Source organism: Modicisalibacter radicis (assembly GCF_900961225.1).
In the GTDB taxonomy this organism is placed as follows: domain Bacteria; phylum Pseudomonadota; class Gammaproteobacteria; order Pseudomonadales; family Halomonadaceae; genus Modicisalibacter.
Window position 1 is genome coordinate 16,493 of sequence record NZ_CAAHFN010000073.1, and the last position, 14,975, is coordinate 31,467.

Annotated in this window: 15 protein-coding genes; 7 read left to right on the forward strand and 8 right to left on the reverse strand. The window is 66.8% G+C overall.

Annotation, left to right across the window (positions count from 1 at the left end; genetic code table 11):
- Nucleotides 1–4 precede the first annotated feature (4 nt).
- A complete protein-coding gene (locus tag HR9077_RS13670; protein ID WP_136067557.1) occupies nucleotides 5–298 on the forward strand; it encodes a hypothetical protein in 294 nt (97 codons plus the stop codon).
- A 97-nt stretch (nucleotides 299–395) separates the two neighbouring features.
- Entirely contained in the window at nucleotides 396–923 is a 528-nt protein-coding gene (locus tag HR9077_RS13675) for an invasion associated locus B family protein (protein WP_136067558.1), read from the forward strand.
- A 99-nt stretch (nucleotides 924–1,022) separates the two neighbouring features.
- On the opposite strand, the gene pepN is transcribed toward HR9077_RS13675, so the two are convergent.
- The 4 genes from pepN to HR9077_RS13695 all read right to left on the reverse strand — a co-directional run bounded on the left by pepN (nucleotide 1,023) and on the right by HR9077_RS13695 (nucleotide 5,572).
- Nucleotides 1,023–3,704 carry an aminopeptidase N gene (pepN, locus tag HR9077_RS13680; RefSeq protein ID WP_136067559.1) on the reverse strand — a complete coding sequence of 894 codons (2,682 nt, stop codon included), beginning with the start codon at nucleotides 3,702–3,704 and terminating at the stop codon, nucleotides 1,023–1,025.
- A 98-nt stretch (nucleotides 3,705–3,802) separates the two neighbouring features.
- Entirely contained in the window at nucleotides 3,803–4,255 is a 453-nt protein-coding gene (locus HR9077_RS13685) for a YbaN family protein (protein ID WP_136067560.1), read from the reverse strand.
- 276 nt (nucleotides 4,256–4,531) lie between these two features.
- A complete protein-coding gene (locus HR9077_RS13690) occupies nucleotides 4,532–5,017 on the reverse strand; it encodes a YajQ family cyclic di-GMP-binding protein (protein WP_136067561.1) in 486 nt (161 codons plus the stop codon).
- 33 nt (nucleotides 5,018–5,050) lie between these two features.
- Nucleotides 5,051–5,572 carry a GNAT family N-acetyltransferase gene (locus HR9077_RS13695; protein ID WP_136067562.1) on the reverse strand — a complete coding sequence of 174 codons (522 nt, stop codon included), beginning with the start codon at nucleotides 5,570–5,572 and terminating at the stop codon, nucleotides 5,051–5,053.
- Between the two features lie 176 nt (nucleotides 5,573–5,748).
- Here HR9077_RS13695 and HR9077_RS13700 point away from each other — a divergent pair, with 176 nt between their 5' ends.
- Nucleotides 5,749–7,233 (forward strand): RimK family protein, encoded by a 1,485-nt coding sequence (locus HR9077_RS13700; protein WP_136067563.1) that lies wholly within the window; start codon nucleotides 5,749–5,751, stop codon nucleotides 7,231–7,233.
- Nucleotides 7,234–7,268: 35 nt separating this feature from the next.
- Here HR9077_RS13700 and HR9077_RS13705 read toward each other — a convergent pair whose 3' ends face one another.
- From HR9077_RS13705 to HR9077_RS13720, 4 genes are all read right to left on the reverse strand, one after another.
- Nucleotides 7,269–8,300, reverse strand: coding sequence for an AbrB family transcriptional regulator (locus tag HR9077_RS13705; protein WP_244613237.1), 1,032 nt, complete (start codon nucleotides 8,298–8,300; stop codon nucleotides 7,269–7,271).
- 136 nt (nucleotides 8,301–8,436) lie between these two features.
- Nucleotides 8,437–9,942, reverse strand: a complete 1,506-nt coding sequence (locus tag HR9077_RS13710; protein ID WP_136067565.1) for a tripartite tricarboxylate transporter permease — start codon at nucleotides 9,940–9,942, stop codon at nucleotides 8,437–8,439.
- 10 nt (nucleotides 9,943–9,952) lie between these two features.
- Nucleotides 9,953–10,402, reverse strand: a complete 450-nt coding sequence (locus HR9077_RS13715) for a tripartite tricarboxylate transporter TctB family protein (protein ID WP_136067566.1) — start codon at nucleotides 10,400–10,402, stop codon at nucleotides 9,953–9,955.
- Nucleotides 10,399–11,385, reverse strand: a complete 987-nt coding sequence (locus tag HR9077_RS13720; RefSeq protein WP_136067567.1) for a Bug family tripartite tricarboxylate transporter substrate binding protein — start codon at nucleotides 11,383–11,385, stop codon at nucleotides 10,399–10,401. Before HR9077_RS13720 ends, HR9077_RS13715 begins: the two co-directional genes overlap by 4 nt.
- A gap of 140 nt (nucleotides 11,386–11,525) precedes the next feature.
- Here HR9077_RS13720 and HR9077_RS13725 point away from each other — a divergent pair, with 140 nt between their 5' ends.
- The 4 genes from HR9077_RS13725 to HR9077_RS13740 all read left to right on the forward strand — a co-directional run.
- Complete coding sequence (locus HR9077_RS13725) at nucleotides 11,526–12,194, forward strand: response regulator (RefSeq protein WP_136067568.1); 669 nt, start codon at nucleotides 11,526–11,528, stop codon at nucleotides 12,192–12,194.
- Nucleotides 12,191–13,585 (forward strand): sensor histidine kinase, encoded by a 1,395-nt coding sequence (locus HR9077_RS13730; RefSeq protein ID WP_136067569.1) that lies wholly within the window; start codon nucleotides 12,191–12,193, stop codon nucleotides 13,583–13,585. The genes HR9077_RS13725 and HR9077_RS13730 overlap by 4 nt, the downstream gene beginning before the upstream one ends.
- Before the next feature lies 1 nt (nucleotide 13,586).
- The gene (locus HR9077_RS13735; RefSeq protein WP_136067570.1) at nucleotides 13,587–14,627 is read left to right on the forward strand and encodes an ABC transporter substrate-binding protein; all 1,041 of its coding nucleotides are present in this window, start codon (nucleotides 13,587–13,589) and stop codon (nucleotides 14,625–14,627) included.
- A gap of 154 nt (nucleotides 14,628–14,781) precedes the next feature.
- On the forward strand, nucleotides 14,782–14,975 hold a 194-nt coding region (locus tag HR9077_RS13740), incomplete at its 3' end, for a hypothetical protein (protein WP_136067571.1).

The window sequence follows — 14,975 nt, forward strand, 5'->3', positions numbered from 1 at the left end:
AACCATGCAGGATGACGGCTTCTTCAACTGGCTGGGGGAAGCGATCGGCGACGCCATTCGCACCCTGGTCGAGTTCCTGGGCAACATCTTCGGCGGGCTCTACTGGGCCGTCGACGACTTCGTCGATGGCCTGTCCGACTCGCTGGGCATCAGCGGCTCGCTGTTCAGCCTGATCGTGCTGATCGTCGGCCTGATCATGCTCTACAAGGGCTTGCGCGCCTTCCTGCGCGGGGCGGTGCTCGGCGGGGTATGCTGGGTCCTGCTGGGACTGCTGGCGCTCAGCTGGCTGATCGCCTGACGCGTGCACGGCTCATTGTCACCGCCACGATTGATTGCTTCCATGACTGACCCGGGGTCGATCGCGACCCGATACACGACGACAGGAGACGGACACTATGTTGAAACGCTTCGCGCTGCGCCACTGGGCGCTATCCTTGCTGGCCACCCTCGCCCTGGCTCCCGCGGCATTGGCTCAGCAACAGCCCCCTGCCGACGCCAATGTCGATATCCAGCAGGTCCAGGATTGGGAGGTGCGCTGCCCCCAGGGCAACACCGCTCAGGGGGCCTGCACGATGAGCCAGTTGATCGACAATCCGGATAGCGGCCAGCCGCTGATGCGCGTGGTGCTGGCCTACCCGCCGGAAGCCGATGGCCCCGTGCTGGTATTCCTGCTGCCGCTGGGCGTGCGCCTGGCGCCGGGCATGCAATTGAGCATCGACGGCGGCGAACCGGTCCGCTTCCCCTATCAGGTCTGCCAGCAACAGGGCTGCCGCGGCGACCTGCCGGTCAAGCCCGAGTTGATGCGCCAGTTGCGCGGTGGCAGCACCGCCACGCTGAGCATGATCGGGCCACGCGGCGAGCGCACGGACCTGGATATCTCGCTGATGGGCTTCACCGATGCCACCCAGCGTATCGCGCCGTAACCGGTCGCGCCCGGCGCGGCGATAGGCGCATGGGCACGACGTGAAACGGGCCGCTCCTGGAGCGGCCCGTTCCATATTGCGCTGCTTCCCGGCAAGCCGTCAGACGGCCAGCGCCTTCTCGACCACTTCATAGACATTGGGCGAAAGCGGCTCGGCCTGGATGCGTTCCAGCTCGGCCTTCATCAGGGCCTGGCGCTGCTCGTCGTAACGCTGCCAGCGGGTCAGCGGGGTGATGATCCGCGCGGCGATCTCCGGGTTGAGGCTGTTGAGCTCGATGACCACATCGGCAAGCAGCCGGTAGCCCTGACCGTCGAGACGGTGGAAGTTGACCCGGTTCTGGCCGGCGAAGGCGCCGATCAATGCGCGCACCTTGTTGGGATTCTTGAGCGAGAATGCCGGGTGCCCCATCAGGTACTTGACCCGCTCGATGGCATCCGCCTGCGGGCGCGTGACCTGGACGCTGAACCACTGGTCCATGACCAGCGGATCATGGGCCCACTTCTCACCGAAGGCGCGCAACGCCGGGTCGGCGATATCCCCGCGCGAACTGTGCACCAGTAGCGTCAAGGCGGCACGCACGTCGGTCATGTTGTGAGCAGCCTCGAACTGCTCGCGGGCCAGTTCGACGGCCTCGTCGTCCTCGATGCTCATCAGGTACGACAATGCCACGTTCTTGAGGCTGCGCTGGGCGATCTGCTCGGCGCCGGGTACGTAGTCGGCCTCCGACTGGTTGGCGCGATACAGCGCCAGGAACTCATCGCGCAGCGTGGTGGCCAGCGAGCGCTTGACGAAATCCCGTGCGGCGTGGATCGCATCGACGTCGACCATCGGCTGCTGCTCGGCGATGTACGCCTCCGAAGGCAGGGTGAGCATCTCGGCGAGCACCGCCTTGTCGTCGGCAGGCGCCGACAGCAGGCCGCGGAACGCCTCGGTCACCCGGGCGTCCATGACTTTCTCGACGCCGTTGCGGTGCGCGGCGATCAGGTCGTCGAGCGCCAGCATGGTCAGCCGCTGGCCGGCATCCCAGCGATTGAAGCCGTCACTGTCGTGCTGCAGCAGGAAAGCCAGGTCCTCGCGCCCGTAGGGAAAGCGCAGCTTGACCGGCGCCGAGAATCCGCGCAGCAGCGAGGGCACCGGCGCTTCGGCCAGATCGGTGAAGACGAAGGTCTGCTCCTCCTCGCGCAGGTGCAATACGCACTCCTTGTCGAGCCGCTCGCCATCCAGCGTGAGCCCCAGATCGTCGCCGGACTTGGTACCGACCAGGCCGATGCTCACCGGAATGTGCAGCGGCTGCTTGTCGGGCTGGCCGGGCGTCGGGGGCGTGCGCTGACGCAGCGTCAGGCGGTATTCGCTGTTGGCATAGTCGTACTCGCCGTGGGCGTCGATCTCGGGTGTGCCGGCCTGCGAGTACCAGCGCATGAACTGGCCGAGATCGATGTCCGAGACCTCGGCCATGCAGGCAACGAAGTCCTCGATGGTCACGGCCTGCCCGTCGAAGCGCGAGAAATACAGGTCCGAGCCCTTGCGGAAGGTCTCCCAGCCCAGCAGGTTGCGCAGCATGCGCACGATCTCGGCGCCCTTCTCGTAGATCGTCAGGGTATAGAAATTGCCGATCTCGATGTAATGGTCCGGACGCACCGGATGCGCGGTGGGCCCGGCATCCTCGGCGAACTGCGCGGTGCGGAAGAACGACACGTCCTCGATGCGCTTGACCGGCGCCGAATTGACGTCGGCCGAGAAGCTCTGGTCGCGGAAGACCGTGAAGCCCTCCTTGAGCGAGAGCTGGAACCAGTCGCGACAGGTCACCCGGTTGCCCGACCAGTTGTGGAAGTACTCGTGGGCGACGATCCCCTCGACGCGCTGGAAGGCGGCGTCGGTGGCGGTCTGCGGATGGGTCAGCACCGCCGCCGAGTTGAAGATGTTGAGGCCCTTGTTCTCCATCGCGCCCATGTTGAAGTCGTTGACGGCGACGATCATGAAGCGGTCGAGATCGTACTCGCGACCGTAGGTCCGCTCGTCCCAGGCCATCGCCGACTTCAGCGAACGCATCGCGTGCTCGGTCTTGTCGAGGTTCTCGGACTCGACCCAGATCTGCAGGGTGATCTCGCGACCGCTGGCGGTCGTGAAGCGATCCTCGACCTTCTCCAACTGGCCGGCGACCAGCGCGAACAGATAGCTGGGCTTGGGGTGCGGGTCCTCCCAGGTGACGAAGTGCTTGCCGTCCGGCAACTCGCCACGCTCCACCGGATTGCCGTTGGACAGCAGCACCGGCAACGTCTCGGCATCGCCGATCACGGTGGTCGAGAAGGTCGCCATCACGTCGGGGCGATCCGGATAGTAGGTGATGCGCCGGAAGCCCTCGGCCTCGCATTGGGTACAGAACATGCCGTTGGACAGGTACAAGCCTTCCAGCGCGGTGTTGCTGGCCGGATCGATGTCGACGTCGGTCTCCAGGCGGAATCGCTCGGGCGGCTCGGCAATCGTCAGCGTCTCGGCATCGATCCGGTATTCGCCCTCCTGGAGTTCCTGACCGTCGATGGCGATACGCTTGAGCGAGAGTCGCTCGCCGTTGAGCGCCAGTGGCCGGCCGGGCGCACTGTCGGGGTGACGCTCCATGTGCAGTATCGCACTGACACGAGTCGCCGAGGGCGCGAGATCGAACTTGAGTTCGGTATGGGTGACGCGAAAGGCCGGCGGCTGGTAGTCCTCGAGATAGACCGGTTGCGGCTGTGCATCGACCGGCTTGATTTCGACCTCTGCGGAAATCGGCGAATCGGACATGACGGGTACTCCTTGTACAAGGTTGCCGCCATTGTACGGTGAGCGAGGCAGGAGTCTCAAAGACGCGGCCTGACCATGCAGCCACTTGCCGCGCTCTATCAGCGGTTGGAACGCTGCGAGGAGCAGGAGGCGCCGGTGAGGCGTTCGGAGGATGCAGGCAACATCGGGCAGCTGCCGCCACTCTGACGCGGCGTCGGCCGCGTGGCGATCCACAGCGACAGCCCGCTCAGACCGACGATCAGGGCGACACGCACGGGCAACGATTCGACACTCAGGGCGATGACGAGCATCGACACCACCAGCATCGCCAGCGCCCAGCGCTTGGCGTGGGTCGGGATCGCGCGTTCGCGTTCCCAGGCGCTGATCGAAGGACCGAAACGCGGATGCTCGCGGATCCACAGCGCAAAGCGTGGCGAGCCCCGGGAAGCCAGCCACACCGCCAGCAGCATGAAGCAGGTCGTCGGCATCACCGGCAGGAACAGGCCGATCACGCCCAGGGCGAAGCTGATGCCCGCCAGGGCCGTGTAGATGGCATGTCTGATGTTGGGCATCGTGCCCTCCTTAACCACGACCCTGATGCAGGGGTAACCACCGAGCCCCACGGCAGCACGCTTGTCGGCCGGCGCCCGGCAGTTCCATTACAGCGTGTTCGGCCGGACAGGGGAAATGAGTACCGCCTATGGTCATCCTAGGCAACTTCAATAGATGCGTCATCCCGCCACCCAGGATACCCCCAGTCGCCCTGGCCGGCCTTGACCTGGGACAGGCGGCGGCACCTCGCCTGACCGGTCGCGGACGGCCGGTCGCGGACGGCCGGTCGCGGACGGCTAGTCGCGGAAATTATCGAACTGCAGCGGCAGCTCGATGGATTCATCGGCCTTGAGCAGCGCGATGGCCTGCTGCAGATCGTCGCGCTTCTTGCCGGTGACCCGTACCTTTTCGCCCTGGATCTGCGCCTGGACCTTGAGCTTGGCGTCCTTGAGCGTCTTGACGATCTTCTTGGCCAGCGGCTGGTCGATGCCCTGGCGCAGCTCCACGCGCTGGCGGGCGCGCACGCCGCCGGTCTCGGCGGGTTGCTCGTCCAAGCAGCCGACATCGATGCCGCGCGCGATCAGGCGGCCCTTGAGGATGTCGAGCATCTGGCGCAACTGGAAATCGGCATCGGCTTCCATCGCCACCGCCCCGTCCTCCTCGCTGAAACTGGCGGTGACACCGCGGAAATCGAAGCGCGTGCCCAGCTCGCGGTTGGCCTGATCGACGGCGTTGGTGACTTCGTGCTTGTCGAGCTCGGAAACGATGTCGAAGGATGGCATGAATGTGCTCCAGTGAGATTGACGCCGTGCATGCTAGCCCAAGCGCGCCGCGGCTGCAGCCTCTCCGGACCCGCACGGCGCTTCGGCGGCGGTCACCAGCGACTTGTCCATCTGCCAGGCGGCACAGCCATCGACATAGTAGTCTTCCAGCCAACGCCTCGGCAGGAAGCCCATGCGCCGGTAGAGCCCCATCGCCACGCGATTGTCGGCGCGCACCTCGAGGGTCAGGCGCTGCATGCCGCGCTCAAGCGCCTCGCCCTCCAGCGCCTCGAGCAGGCGCCGCCCCAGCCCGCTGCCGCGCGCCTCGGGATGCACGCAGAACGAGTACAGCCGCGCGCTACGGCTGTTGCGCCGAAACAGCAGCGTGCCGTAACCCTGCAATGCGCCTTCATCGGTGACGGCGACCCAGGTCCGCGCGTGGGCCCGTTTGAGCAGATGCGCCAGCTGTCGACGTGTGAAACGGTCGCCCTCGAAGCTGATCGACTCGAGCTGACACAGGGCATCGAGATCGTCACCACGGGCGGGACGCAGAACAGAAGAGACAAGCGGATTCATGAACGACTTTCGTGAACAATGGGCGAAGGGGCAAGGCGGCTTGTCGCGGCGATCGGGACCGCGGCGGCCCCCTGGCATTTATGCGATTGAAGCTATTGTAGCCGCTTCTGGTCAAGTGCATTCTAGCGCCAGTCGGGCCCCACCCGCTCCGTACACTTCAGCCAGGAAGCTCGCCCATGTCACCGTTGCGTATCGTCGTCGACCGGCTCGCCGACTGGCGTCCCTACTACCCCAGTGACGACCTGATCAGCGCCGCCGACTACCTGGCACAGGAAGCCACCGGCGCCCAGGAAAGCGCCACCCAGGTCATCAACCTGTGCGGCGGGCTGGACTACCTGGGCACCGGCTATTACGTGTCGCTGCTGGCCCAGGCGCGCGGCCAACGGGTGCTGCCCAGTGTCGAGACGCTCAACCAGCTGTCGCGCAAGGCGCTGGTCGACCTGCAACTCGAGTCGCTGGCGCCGCTGATGGACGAGCTGTCGCGGCGTGGCGCGCTGCCCGACGAAGCGTTCACGCTGCGCGTGATGTTCGGCGAGTGTCTCGAGGAGGGCCTCGGCCGGCTGGCACGTCGGCTGTTCGAGCGCCTGCCCTGCCCGCTGATGGAGGCGCGTTTCCAGCGCCGCCAGGGACTGTGGCGACTGACCCGGCTCAAGCCGCTGGCACTCAGCGCCCTGCGCGGGGCCGAGCAGGATCGCTTCGCCCAGGCGCTGAACCGTCATTCGCGGAAGATCTGGCGCACCCCCAAGGCGCGTCGCCGCTATCGCTACGACCTGGCGATCCTGGTCGACCCCAAGGAAGCCCTGCCGCCGAGCAACAGGAGCGCGCTCAAGCAGTTCATTCGCGCCGGACGCCGGCTGGGCATCGATGTGTCGCTGATCACCAAGCGCGACGAGGGGCGGCTGGCCGAATTCGACGCGCTGTTCATCCGCGAGACCACCAGCCTCGATCACCACACCTACCGCATGGCGCGGCGTGCCGAGCACGAAGGGCTGGTGGTGATCGACGACCCGCGCTCGATCCTGCGCTGCACCAACAAGGTCTACCTCCACGCGCTGCTGGGTGCCCGCGGCGTGCCGGCACCGGATGGCCTGCTGCTGTATCGCGACGATCTCAAGCGGCTGCCCGAGAAGGCCGCCGGCCTGCAGTTCCCGATGGTCCTCAAGGTGCCGGACGGCGCCTTCTCGCGGGGGGTGGTCAAGATCGCCTCGGCCGAGGCACTGCAGCAGGAAGCCACGCGGCTGTTCGAATCGTCGGCGCTGTTGCTGCTTCAGGAGTGGCTGCCCACCGACTACGACTGGCGCATCGGCGTGCTCGATGGCCAGGTGCTCTACGCCAGCCGCTACTACATGGCCCGCGGCCACTGGCAGATCTACGATCATTCGCGCGGCAAGACGCGCAGCGGCGGGTTTACCACCCACGCCCCGGAGGACGTGCCCAAGCCGGTGATCAAGGCCGCACTGAAGGCCACGCGGCTGATCGGCAACGGTCTCTACGGGGTGGACATCAAGCAGGTCGGCGATCGGGTGGTGGTGATCGAGATCAACGACAACCCCAACCTGGATGCCGGCGTCGAGGACCTGGTGCTCGGCCCGCGGCTCTACGACAAGGTGATGGAAGTGTTCCTCGAGCGCATGGAGGCCAACCGCCGGCACCCGCACTGATCAGGCCTTCCGCCCACTGCCGCAATGGCCCGGGATCAGGCGTTATGGGTTCGCCGCATGGCGATCCGCAACAGCGCGGGCAATACCAATACCAGCACGCTGATGCGCAGCAGGTGGTGGGACGTCACGAAGGCCGGGTCTATGCCCAGCGACAGAGCCACCAGGCTCAGCTCGGGGGCGCCGCCCGGCATGTAGGCCAGCAGCAGCGCCGCGGCCGAATAGCCGGTGATGGCGTGCACGAGCCAGGCGGCGACGACGGTGATCAGCAACAGCGCCACCGCCTGGAGCACCGCCATAACCAGGTTGACGCCCACCGAGGCCAGCGACGTGCCGCCGAAACGCACGCCCACCGAGACGCCGATGATGATCTGCGCCAGCGCGACGATGGTCGGCGGAATGGCTGCCTCGGTCACTCCCGTCACGTGAAGGGCACCGGACAGCAGGACCGGCCCGAACAGCAGCGGATTGGGCAGGTGCAGGCGTCGCCCCAGCCACATGCCGATGACACCGGCCCCGATCAGCAGCAGGGTATCGCCGAGCTCCGGTACCGCCAGCCATTCGCCCAGGGTCAGGCTGCGTGCCTGCAGGCTGACGTGCCCGACCAGGTCGAGTGCCGGTGGAATCGCCAGCAGTAGTATCAGGATGCGCACCGCGTGGGTCAGCCCCACCATACGCAGGTCGGCCTGCGAGTCCGCCGCCATCAACGTGACCGCCGAGACGCCGCCGGGAACCCCCGAGTACATCGCGGTATCCATGGAGTAGCCGGCGACACGCCGACCGAACCATACCGAGAACGCCATCATCACCGCCGTGGACAACAGCATCAGCACCAGGCTCGTACCCCACAGTGCCACATCGCCGGCCATGTCGGGGGTGAACGCCGCGCCGAGCATCACCCCGATCACCACCAGCACCGCCTTGCGCGAAGTGGTGGGTGCGCGTAGCCGCAAACCGCCCAGGCTGAGCAGGGTAGCGGCGATCAGCGCCCCCAGCAGCCAGGGCAAGGGAACGTCGAGCGCATAGGCGATGCCGCCACCGACGGCGCCGACGGCGAGTGTAGGCAGCAATTTACCGGTCGCAGCGCACCGGCCTTTGAGCGTGCCGATCAAGGCAACCCCTCTATCATGGCGTCATAGAAAGCGCGGGCCCGGGTTCGGCATGCATCCGCCCCGGGCCCAGCGCCGCCAGAGAATGCGGAAAGTTTCAGGCGCCGTCCAGCGACTTGCGAGCCAAGAGCTTCGGCACCAGCCACGGCAGTACCAGCAGCGCCCCCGCGGCAATCCACAGCCCCAGCGAGATGCCCGACTGCCACAGGATGCCGAGCTCACCGCCGCTGATCGACAGGGCCCGGCGCAGGTTGTCCTCCATCAGCCCGCCGAGGACATAGCCGAGGATCACCGGTGCCAGCGAGAAGCCCAGCTTGCGCAGCAGGTAGCCGAACACGCCGATGATCAGCATCAGATAGATGGCCATCAGGTCGGAGTGCAGTTGGAAGACACCGACGAAGGCCAGGATGGCGATCCCCGGCACCAGCACCCAGCGCGGGATGGTCAGCACCTTGGCGAACACCCCCGCCAGCGGCAGGTTGAGCATCAGCAGTACCACGTTGCCGATGTACAGCGAGGCGATCAGCCCACCGGCCACCTCGGGACGCTCGGAGAACATCATCGGCCCGGGCGTGATGTTGTAGAGCATCAGCGCGCCGAGCAGCACCGCGGTGGTGCCGGAACCGGGGATCCCCAGCGTCAGCATGGGCACGAAGGAGCCCGCCGCCGAGGCGTTGTTGGCCGCCTCGGGCGCGGCCAGGCCCCGCATGTCGCCGGTACCGAAGGTACCCTCCTTGTCGGAGAGGCGCTTCTCGGTGGTGTAGGCGACGGCCCCGGCCACGGAGGCGCCGGTACCCGGCAGCACACCGACGATGAAGCCGATCAGCCCGCAGCGCAGCATGGTCCACTTGCAGTGCAGCACTTCCTTGAGGCTGACCATCACCCGGCCCAGCGGCGGCATCTCCTCGCTGGCGTCCTGGCGATTGGCGTGCTCGAGCATCAGCAGGATCTCGCTGATCGCGAACAAGCCGATGATCATCACCACGAAGTCGATGCCGTCGTAGAGTTCGGCCATGCCGAAGGTATAGCGCAGCACGCCGGTGCCGGAGTCCACGCCCACCATGGCGATCATCACCCCGAGCACCGCGCCGATGGCGGTCTTGATCGGGTCCTTGCCCATCATCACCGACATCGAGGCGAAGGCGAAGATCATCAGCGCGAAGAACTCGGCGGGGCCGAACATCACCGCGACCTCGGCCAGCAGCGGCGCGAACAGGGTCAGGCCGATGATGGCGATGGTCGCCCCGACGAACGAGCTCACCGCGGACAGGCCCAGCGCCGGGCCGGCCAGGCCCTTCTTGGCCAGCGGGTGGCCGTCGAGGGTGGTCATCACCGCACCGGCATCGCCGGGCACGTTGAGCAGGATGCTCGACATGCGACCGCCATATTCCGCGCCGGTATAGACGCCGGCCAGCAGGATCAGCGCCGACTCGGCCGGCAGGCCCAGCGTGTAGGCCAGCGGCATGAGGATGGCGATGCCATTGATCGGGCCGATGCCCGGAAGCGCGCCGAACAGTGTCCCCAGCATCGCGCCCAGAAAGGCCAGCCCCAGGTTGAGGGGGCTCAATGCAACACCGAAACCGTCTATCAGAAAATCGAACATGCCGGGCCCCTCAGGCGAAGTCGGGCAGCCAGTAGCCGCCTGGCAGGGAAATTCCCAGCCCTTGGGTGAATAGATAGAAGCTGCCCAGGGCCATCAGCGCGGCGGCGATCAGCGCCTTGAGCCAGGTCGCCTCGAACAGCCGGGCCAGGGCCAGCACCGCGAAGAAGGTGGTCACGATGAATCCCAGCCGCGTGAACAGCAGCGCGTAAACCAGCAGCACGCCCAGCACCGCCAGCAACTTCAGGCTCAGCGACTTGTCCGGCCAGTGCCCGTTGTCGCCCGGTCGAAACACCAATACCAGGGACAACGCGGCCAGCACTATCGACAAGGCGATCGGAAAGGCCTTGGGCCCCACGGGCTCGTAGCTGAAAGGGACATGCAGATTGGCGGCCTGGGCGGCGGCAAACGCCGCCAGACCGATCAGGGCGAGTCCCAGGAGTCGGTCGGCGGCGAGCTTCATTTCGTCAGACCCACTTCTTCGGCGAGCTGCTTGAACTGGGCGACCTGCTCCTTGACGTAGCCGTCGAAGTCATCGCCGAAGCGCGACATCGGGAACAGTCCGCGCGCCTCGCGCAGCTCGGCGAATTTCTCCTTCTCGGAGAGCGTCTCGAGCTTGTCCACCCACGCCTGATAGGCCTCGTCGCTGACCTCGGGGCCCATGTAGTAGCCGCGCCAGATCGGCCACTGCACGTCGTAACCCTGCTCGGCGGCGGTGGGAATGTCGGCGTACGGTCCGCCCAGGCGCTCTTCGGACAGCGAGGCCAGCACGCGGATCTTGCCGCTTTCCAGGTGCGGACGCAGTTCCGACATGTCGCCGGTGAAGACCTGGATATGATCGCCGAGCAGCGCCGCCAGCGATTCGCCACCGCCCTCGAAGGCCACGTAGCGCAGGTCGCGCGGCGAGATGTCCGCCGCCTTGGCGGTCAGCGCCGCCTTCATCCAGTCCTGGCTGCCCACGGTACCGCCGGCACCGAAGACGATCTTGCCCGGCTGGGTCTCGAGGTCTTTCATGAGTTCCTCGAGGTTCTGCCACGGCGCGTCGGCCTTGACCACGATGGCGCCATAGTCGGCGCCCAGCGCACCCAGCCAGCGCACTTCGTCGGCGTTGTAATTCCCGAACTTGCCCAGCGCCAGGTTGACGGCCGCCCCGGTGCTGGCCGCGACGATCAGGTTGGGATCGTCGGTACGTACACCATTGACGTGGTTGTAGGCCACGGCGCCGATGCCGCCAGGCATGTAGCTGACCATCATCGGCTTGTCGATCAGCCCGGTTTCCTGCAGCGCATTGGCCGCGAGGCGGCAGGTCAGGTCGTAACCACCGCCCGGCTTGGCCGGTGCGATACACTCGGTGTCGTCGGATTGGGCCTGGGCCGTGCCGGTCATCAGCGCACCGCTGAGCGCGATCAGCGAGGACCAGCGGCGAAATGCCGAGTTGAATTTCATGGCGGACTCCTGTTTCTTTGTTGTGAGCGCGAGGGGCGTCCCCTCCCTGCCGTCATCGCCTCGATGACCCGAGTGATGCTAGGCACCCAACCTTTCATCAACCTGTCATCCGCGCCCCATCCCCGTGAGACTTTGGTCCAATGCGCCTGCTTATCGTCGAAGACGACCCGCTGATCGCCCGCTCGCTCGTCAAGGCCCTCGGCCCACTGGGCAACACCGTCGAGACGTTCTCTCGCCTGGGGGAAGCCCGGGCAGCACTGGCGCATAACCGTTTCGACCTGATCGTGCTCGATCTGGGACTGCCCGACGGCAACGGCCTGACGCTGCTTGGCGAGTTGCGCGAACGCAGCGACGCCACGCCGGTGCTGATTCTCACCGCCCGCGACGGGATCGACGAGCGTGTGCGTGGTCTCGACCGGGGCGCAGACGACTATCTGGCCAAGCCGTTCTCGCTGGCCGAGCTCGAGGCCCGGGTGCGTGCCCTGCTGCGTCGCAGTCAGCAGCGTACCGACAACCGCCTGCAGTTCGGGCCGCTGTGTTTCGACCCGGCCTCGGGCACCGCCACCCTGCACGACGAGACGCTGGCCCTGCCACGCCGCGAGCTGGGGTTGCTGGAAGGCCTGCTGCTGCACGGCGGGCGCATCGCCCCGCGGGAGATGCTCGAGAGCCGCCTGTTCGGCTTCGGCGAGGTAGGCCCCAACGCCCTGGAGGTCTACATCAGTCGCCTGCGCAAGCGCTTGCAGGGCAGTGGCCTGCGCATCCGCACCCTGCGCGGACTGGGCTATCGCCTGGAGGACGATCCGACGTGATCGTCGTCGACGGTACGCTCAAGCGGCGCCTGGGCGTCTGGCTGCTGGCCACCGTCGGCATACTCGGCGCGTGCCTGCTGGTCGAGGCCTATACCAGCGCGCAGCGCGCCGCCGACCGTGCCTACGACAGCCAGCTCGAGGCGGCGGGCCTGACCATCGCCGAGGCGATCCAGTGGCAGGACGGACGGCCGATCGTGGAAATGCCGGCGGCGGCCTTCCAGATCCTGGCCACCGACCAGCAGGAGCGGGTGTTCTACGCCATCCTCGACACGAACGGCCGCGAGGTGACCGGCAACCTCGACGGGGCCGTGACGCCGGCCTGGCAGCGTGATGCCGAGGACGAATCGGTGTGGATGACCGTGCAGCATCACGGCACGCCCATTCGTCTGCATGGTCGCGAACTTACCTCGGCCGGCTGGGAGTCGCTGGATCCCGTGCAGATCTGGGTCGGGCACACCCTGTCGGGGCGCGAGGCACTGGCCGGCGACCTGTTCGTGCGCACCCTGACCCGCTTCCTGGCCATGGTACTGGTCGCCGGGCTGCTGATGCTGCTGGCCATCCGCACCGCGCTGGGTCCGGTGCGTCGCCTGCGCCAGTTGCTGCGTCAGCGCGATGCCGATGACATACACCCGCTGCACGCCCGGGTGCCCGGCGAGCTCTACGACATGGCGGAGACCCTCAACGCCTTGCTGGCCCGCCAGCGCGAAGGCCGCGACGCCTTGCTGCGCTTCACCGCCGATGCCAGCCACCAGCTCAAGACCCCGCTGGCCGGCCTGCAGAGCACCAGCGAACTGGCCCTGCAGAGCGACCGTCCCGACGACTGGCGTCAGGCACTGGAAGCCGTTCATGGCAGCGCGGCACGCACCAGTCGCCTGGCCGGCCAGTTGCTGAGTCTGGCCCGCCTGCGCCATGCCGAGGAAACCAGCCTGGCAGCGACCGATCTGCCTGCCCTGCTGCGCGACACCGTGATGGAGTGGGCCGAGCGCGATGTCGCCCAGCAGCACGACCTGGGCCTGACGCCGCTCCCCGACGCGCCGCTGCGCATCCAGGGCGAGCCCTGGTCGTTGCGGGAAATGATCGGCAACCTGATCGACAACGCCCTGCGCTACACGCCGCCGGGCAGCGAGATCACCCTGGGGCTGGAGCGTCACATCGACAGCGTGACGCTCAGCATCGAGGACGACGGCCCCGGCGTGAGCGACGAGCTGCTCGGCCGCCTGCATCAGCCCTTCGAGCGCGGCGGGCGCCAGGACACCCAGGGTTCCGGCCTCGGCCTGGCCATCGTCGACTCCATCGCCCGCCGTCACGACGCCGTGATGAGCGTACGCAACGCGCCAGGCCATGGCTTGTGGATCGGTATCCGCTTTCCGTTGCTGACAGAGGAAACCTGACATGCCGCGACACTGGTTGGCGTGCCTGCTGCTGGTCGGCCTGATGCCCCCCGATGTACCGGCGCAATCCCGGATGCCGCTGGTGGTCGAAGCCGCCCTTGACCGTCAGGTCATCGCCCCGCTGCTCGACGCCTTCGCGCGTGCCCACACCGATATCGCCCTGGAATATCACGACCGCTCCACGCTCGAGGTCGACCGACGTGCCCGCGAAGTCCGCCCGGCCCCGGACGTGGTGATCAGCTCCGCCATGCCCTGGCAGCTGGCACGGGTCAACGAGGGTCTCGCCCAGCCGCTGGACAGTGACGAGGCGCGCCACTGGCCGGCCTGGGCGAAGTGGCGCAACGAGGTGTTCGGCTTCACCTTCGAACCCATCGTCACCGTCTACCGCCTCGACCTGGCACGCCACATGATTCCCCCCACGACCCATGCCGACCTGCATACCATCCTGAACACGCACCAGGGGCTTCTGCGCGGGCGCGTGACCACCTACTCCCCGGGCCGCAGCGGGGTCGGCTACACCCTGTTCCAGCAGGATGCGCGCTATTCGCCGCGCTTCTGGGATCTGGTCGCCGCCATGGGCGCCGCCGGGGTCAGCCTGGAGGACAACACCCAGGCCATGCTCGACGGCCTGACCGAGGGCAGATACTGGGTGGGTTACAACCTGCTGGGCTCCTACGCCATGCACTGGGCCCAGACCCACCCCGAAGTGATCGTGCAGGTGCCCCAGGATTATGCGCTGGTGATGATGCGCATGGCCTTCGTGCATCGCGACGCGCCGCACCCGGCTGCCGCCAGGGCGTTCGTCGACTTCCTGCTCGGCATCGAGGGCCAGCGCATCCTCGCCGGCAGCACGCCGCTGTTCAGCGTGCTACCCGAGGTCATCGGCCCCTACACCGCCCAGCGCCTGCGCGACCAGGTCGGTGAACGGCTCTACCCGATCCCGATCAACGCCTCGCTGCTGGCCTTCGTCGACCGACTGCGCCGCGATGCCTTCATGGCCCGCTGGAACCGGGAAATCAGCATACTCGAGGATGGCGATTAAGGGGTTCAAGGCGTCGTCCTTGTAAGCCATTGCCGACACGTCTTGTCAGCCATTCCCGACGGCATGGCCCTGGCCATTCTGTCGGCCGGCCATCTTACGTAAAGTCTTCCTCTTTGGCGTTGCAACCCGTCGCCGCCAGGGAGGCTTGCCCATCATGGCCGACACGACATTCGATGCGTTACTCGAAACCTTCGACATCGACCTATCGCAGTCGCAGCGGTTGCTGACCCTCGAGGTCGCCGGGGCGCGGCTGGTGCCCCACCGGCTGGTGGGCGAGGAGCGCGTCAGCGCGCCGTTCACCTACACCCTGGACTGCATCTCCCAGCAGAACGATCTCGAGCTCAAGAC

Bases quoted from the DNA above. Each gene is read 5' to 3' on its own strand.
- HR9077_RS13715 (WP_136067566.1), bottom strand. From the start codon at position 10,402: ATGAAGCTCGCCGCCGACCGACTCCTGGGACTCGCCCTGATCGGTCTG.
- HR9077_RS13685 (WP_136067560.1), bottom strand. From the start codon at position 4,255: ATGCCCAACATCAGACATGCCATCTACACGGCCCTGGCGGGCATCAGC.
- pepN (WP_136067559.1), bottom strand. From the start codon at position 3,704: ATGTCCGATTCGCCGATTTCCGCAGAGGTCGAAATCAAGCCGGTCGAT.
- HR9077_RS13725 (WP_136067568.1), top strand. From the start codon at position 11,526: ATGCGCCTGCTTATCGTCGAAGACGACCCGCTGATCGCCCGCTCGCTC.
- HR9077_RS13710 (WP_136067565.1), bottom strand. From the start codon at position 9,942: ATGTTCGATTTTCTGATAGACGGTTTCGGTGTTGCATTGAGCCCCCTC.
- HR9077_RS13720 (WP_136067567.1), bottom strand. From the start codon at position 11,385: ATGAAATTCAACTCGGCATTTCGCCGCTGGTCCTCGCTGATCGCGCTC.
- HR9077_RS13700 (WP_136067563.1), top strand. From the start codon at position 5,749: ATGTCACCGTTGCGTATCGTCGTCGACCGGCTCGCCGACTGGCGTCCC.
- HR9077_RS13690 (WP_136067561.1), bottom strand. From the start codon at position 5,017: ATGCCATCCTTCGACATCGTTTCCGAGCTCGACAAGCACGAAGTCACC.
- HR9077_RS13735 (WP_136067570.1), top strand. From the start codon at position 13,587: ATGCCGCGACACTGGTTGGCGTGCCTGCTGCTGGTCGGCCTGATGCCC.
- HR9077_RS13670 (WP_136067557.1), top strand. From the start codon at position 5: ATGCAGGATGACGGCTTCTTCAACTGGCTGGGGGAAGCGATCGGCGAC.
- HR9077_RS13695 (WP_136067562.1), bottom strand. From the start codon at position 5,572: ATGAATCCGCTTGTCTCTTCTGTTCTGCGTCCCGCCCGTGGTGACGAT.
- HR9077_RS13675 (WP_136067558.1), top strand. From the start codon at position 396: ATGTTGAAACGCTTCGCGCTGCGCCACTGGGCGCTATCCTTGCTGGCC.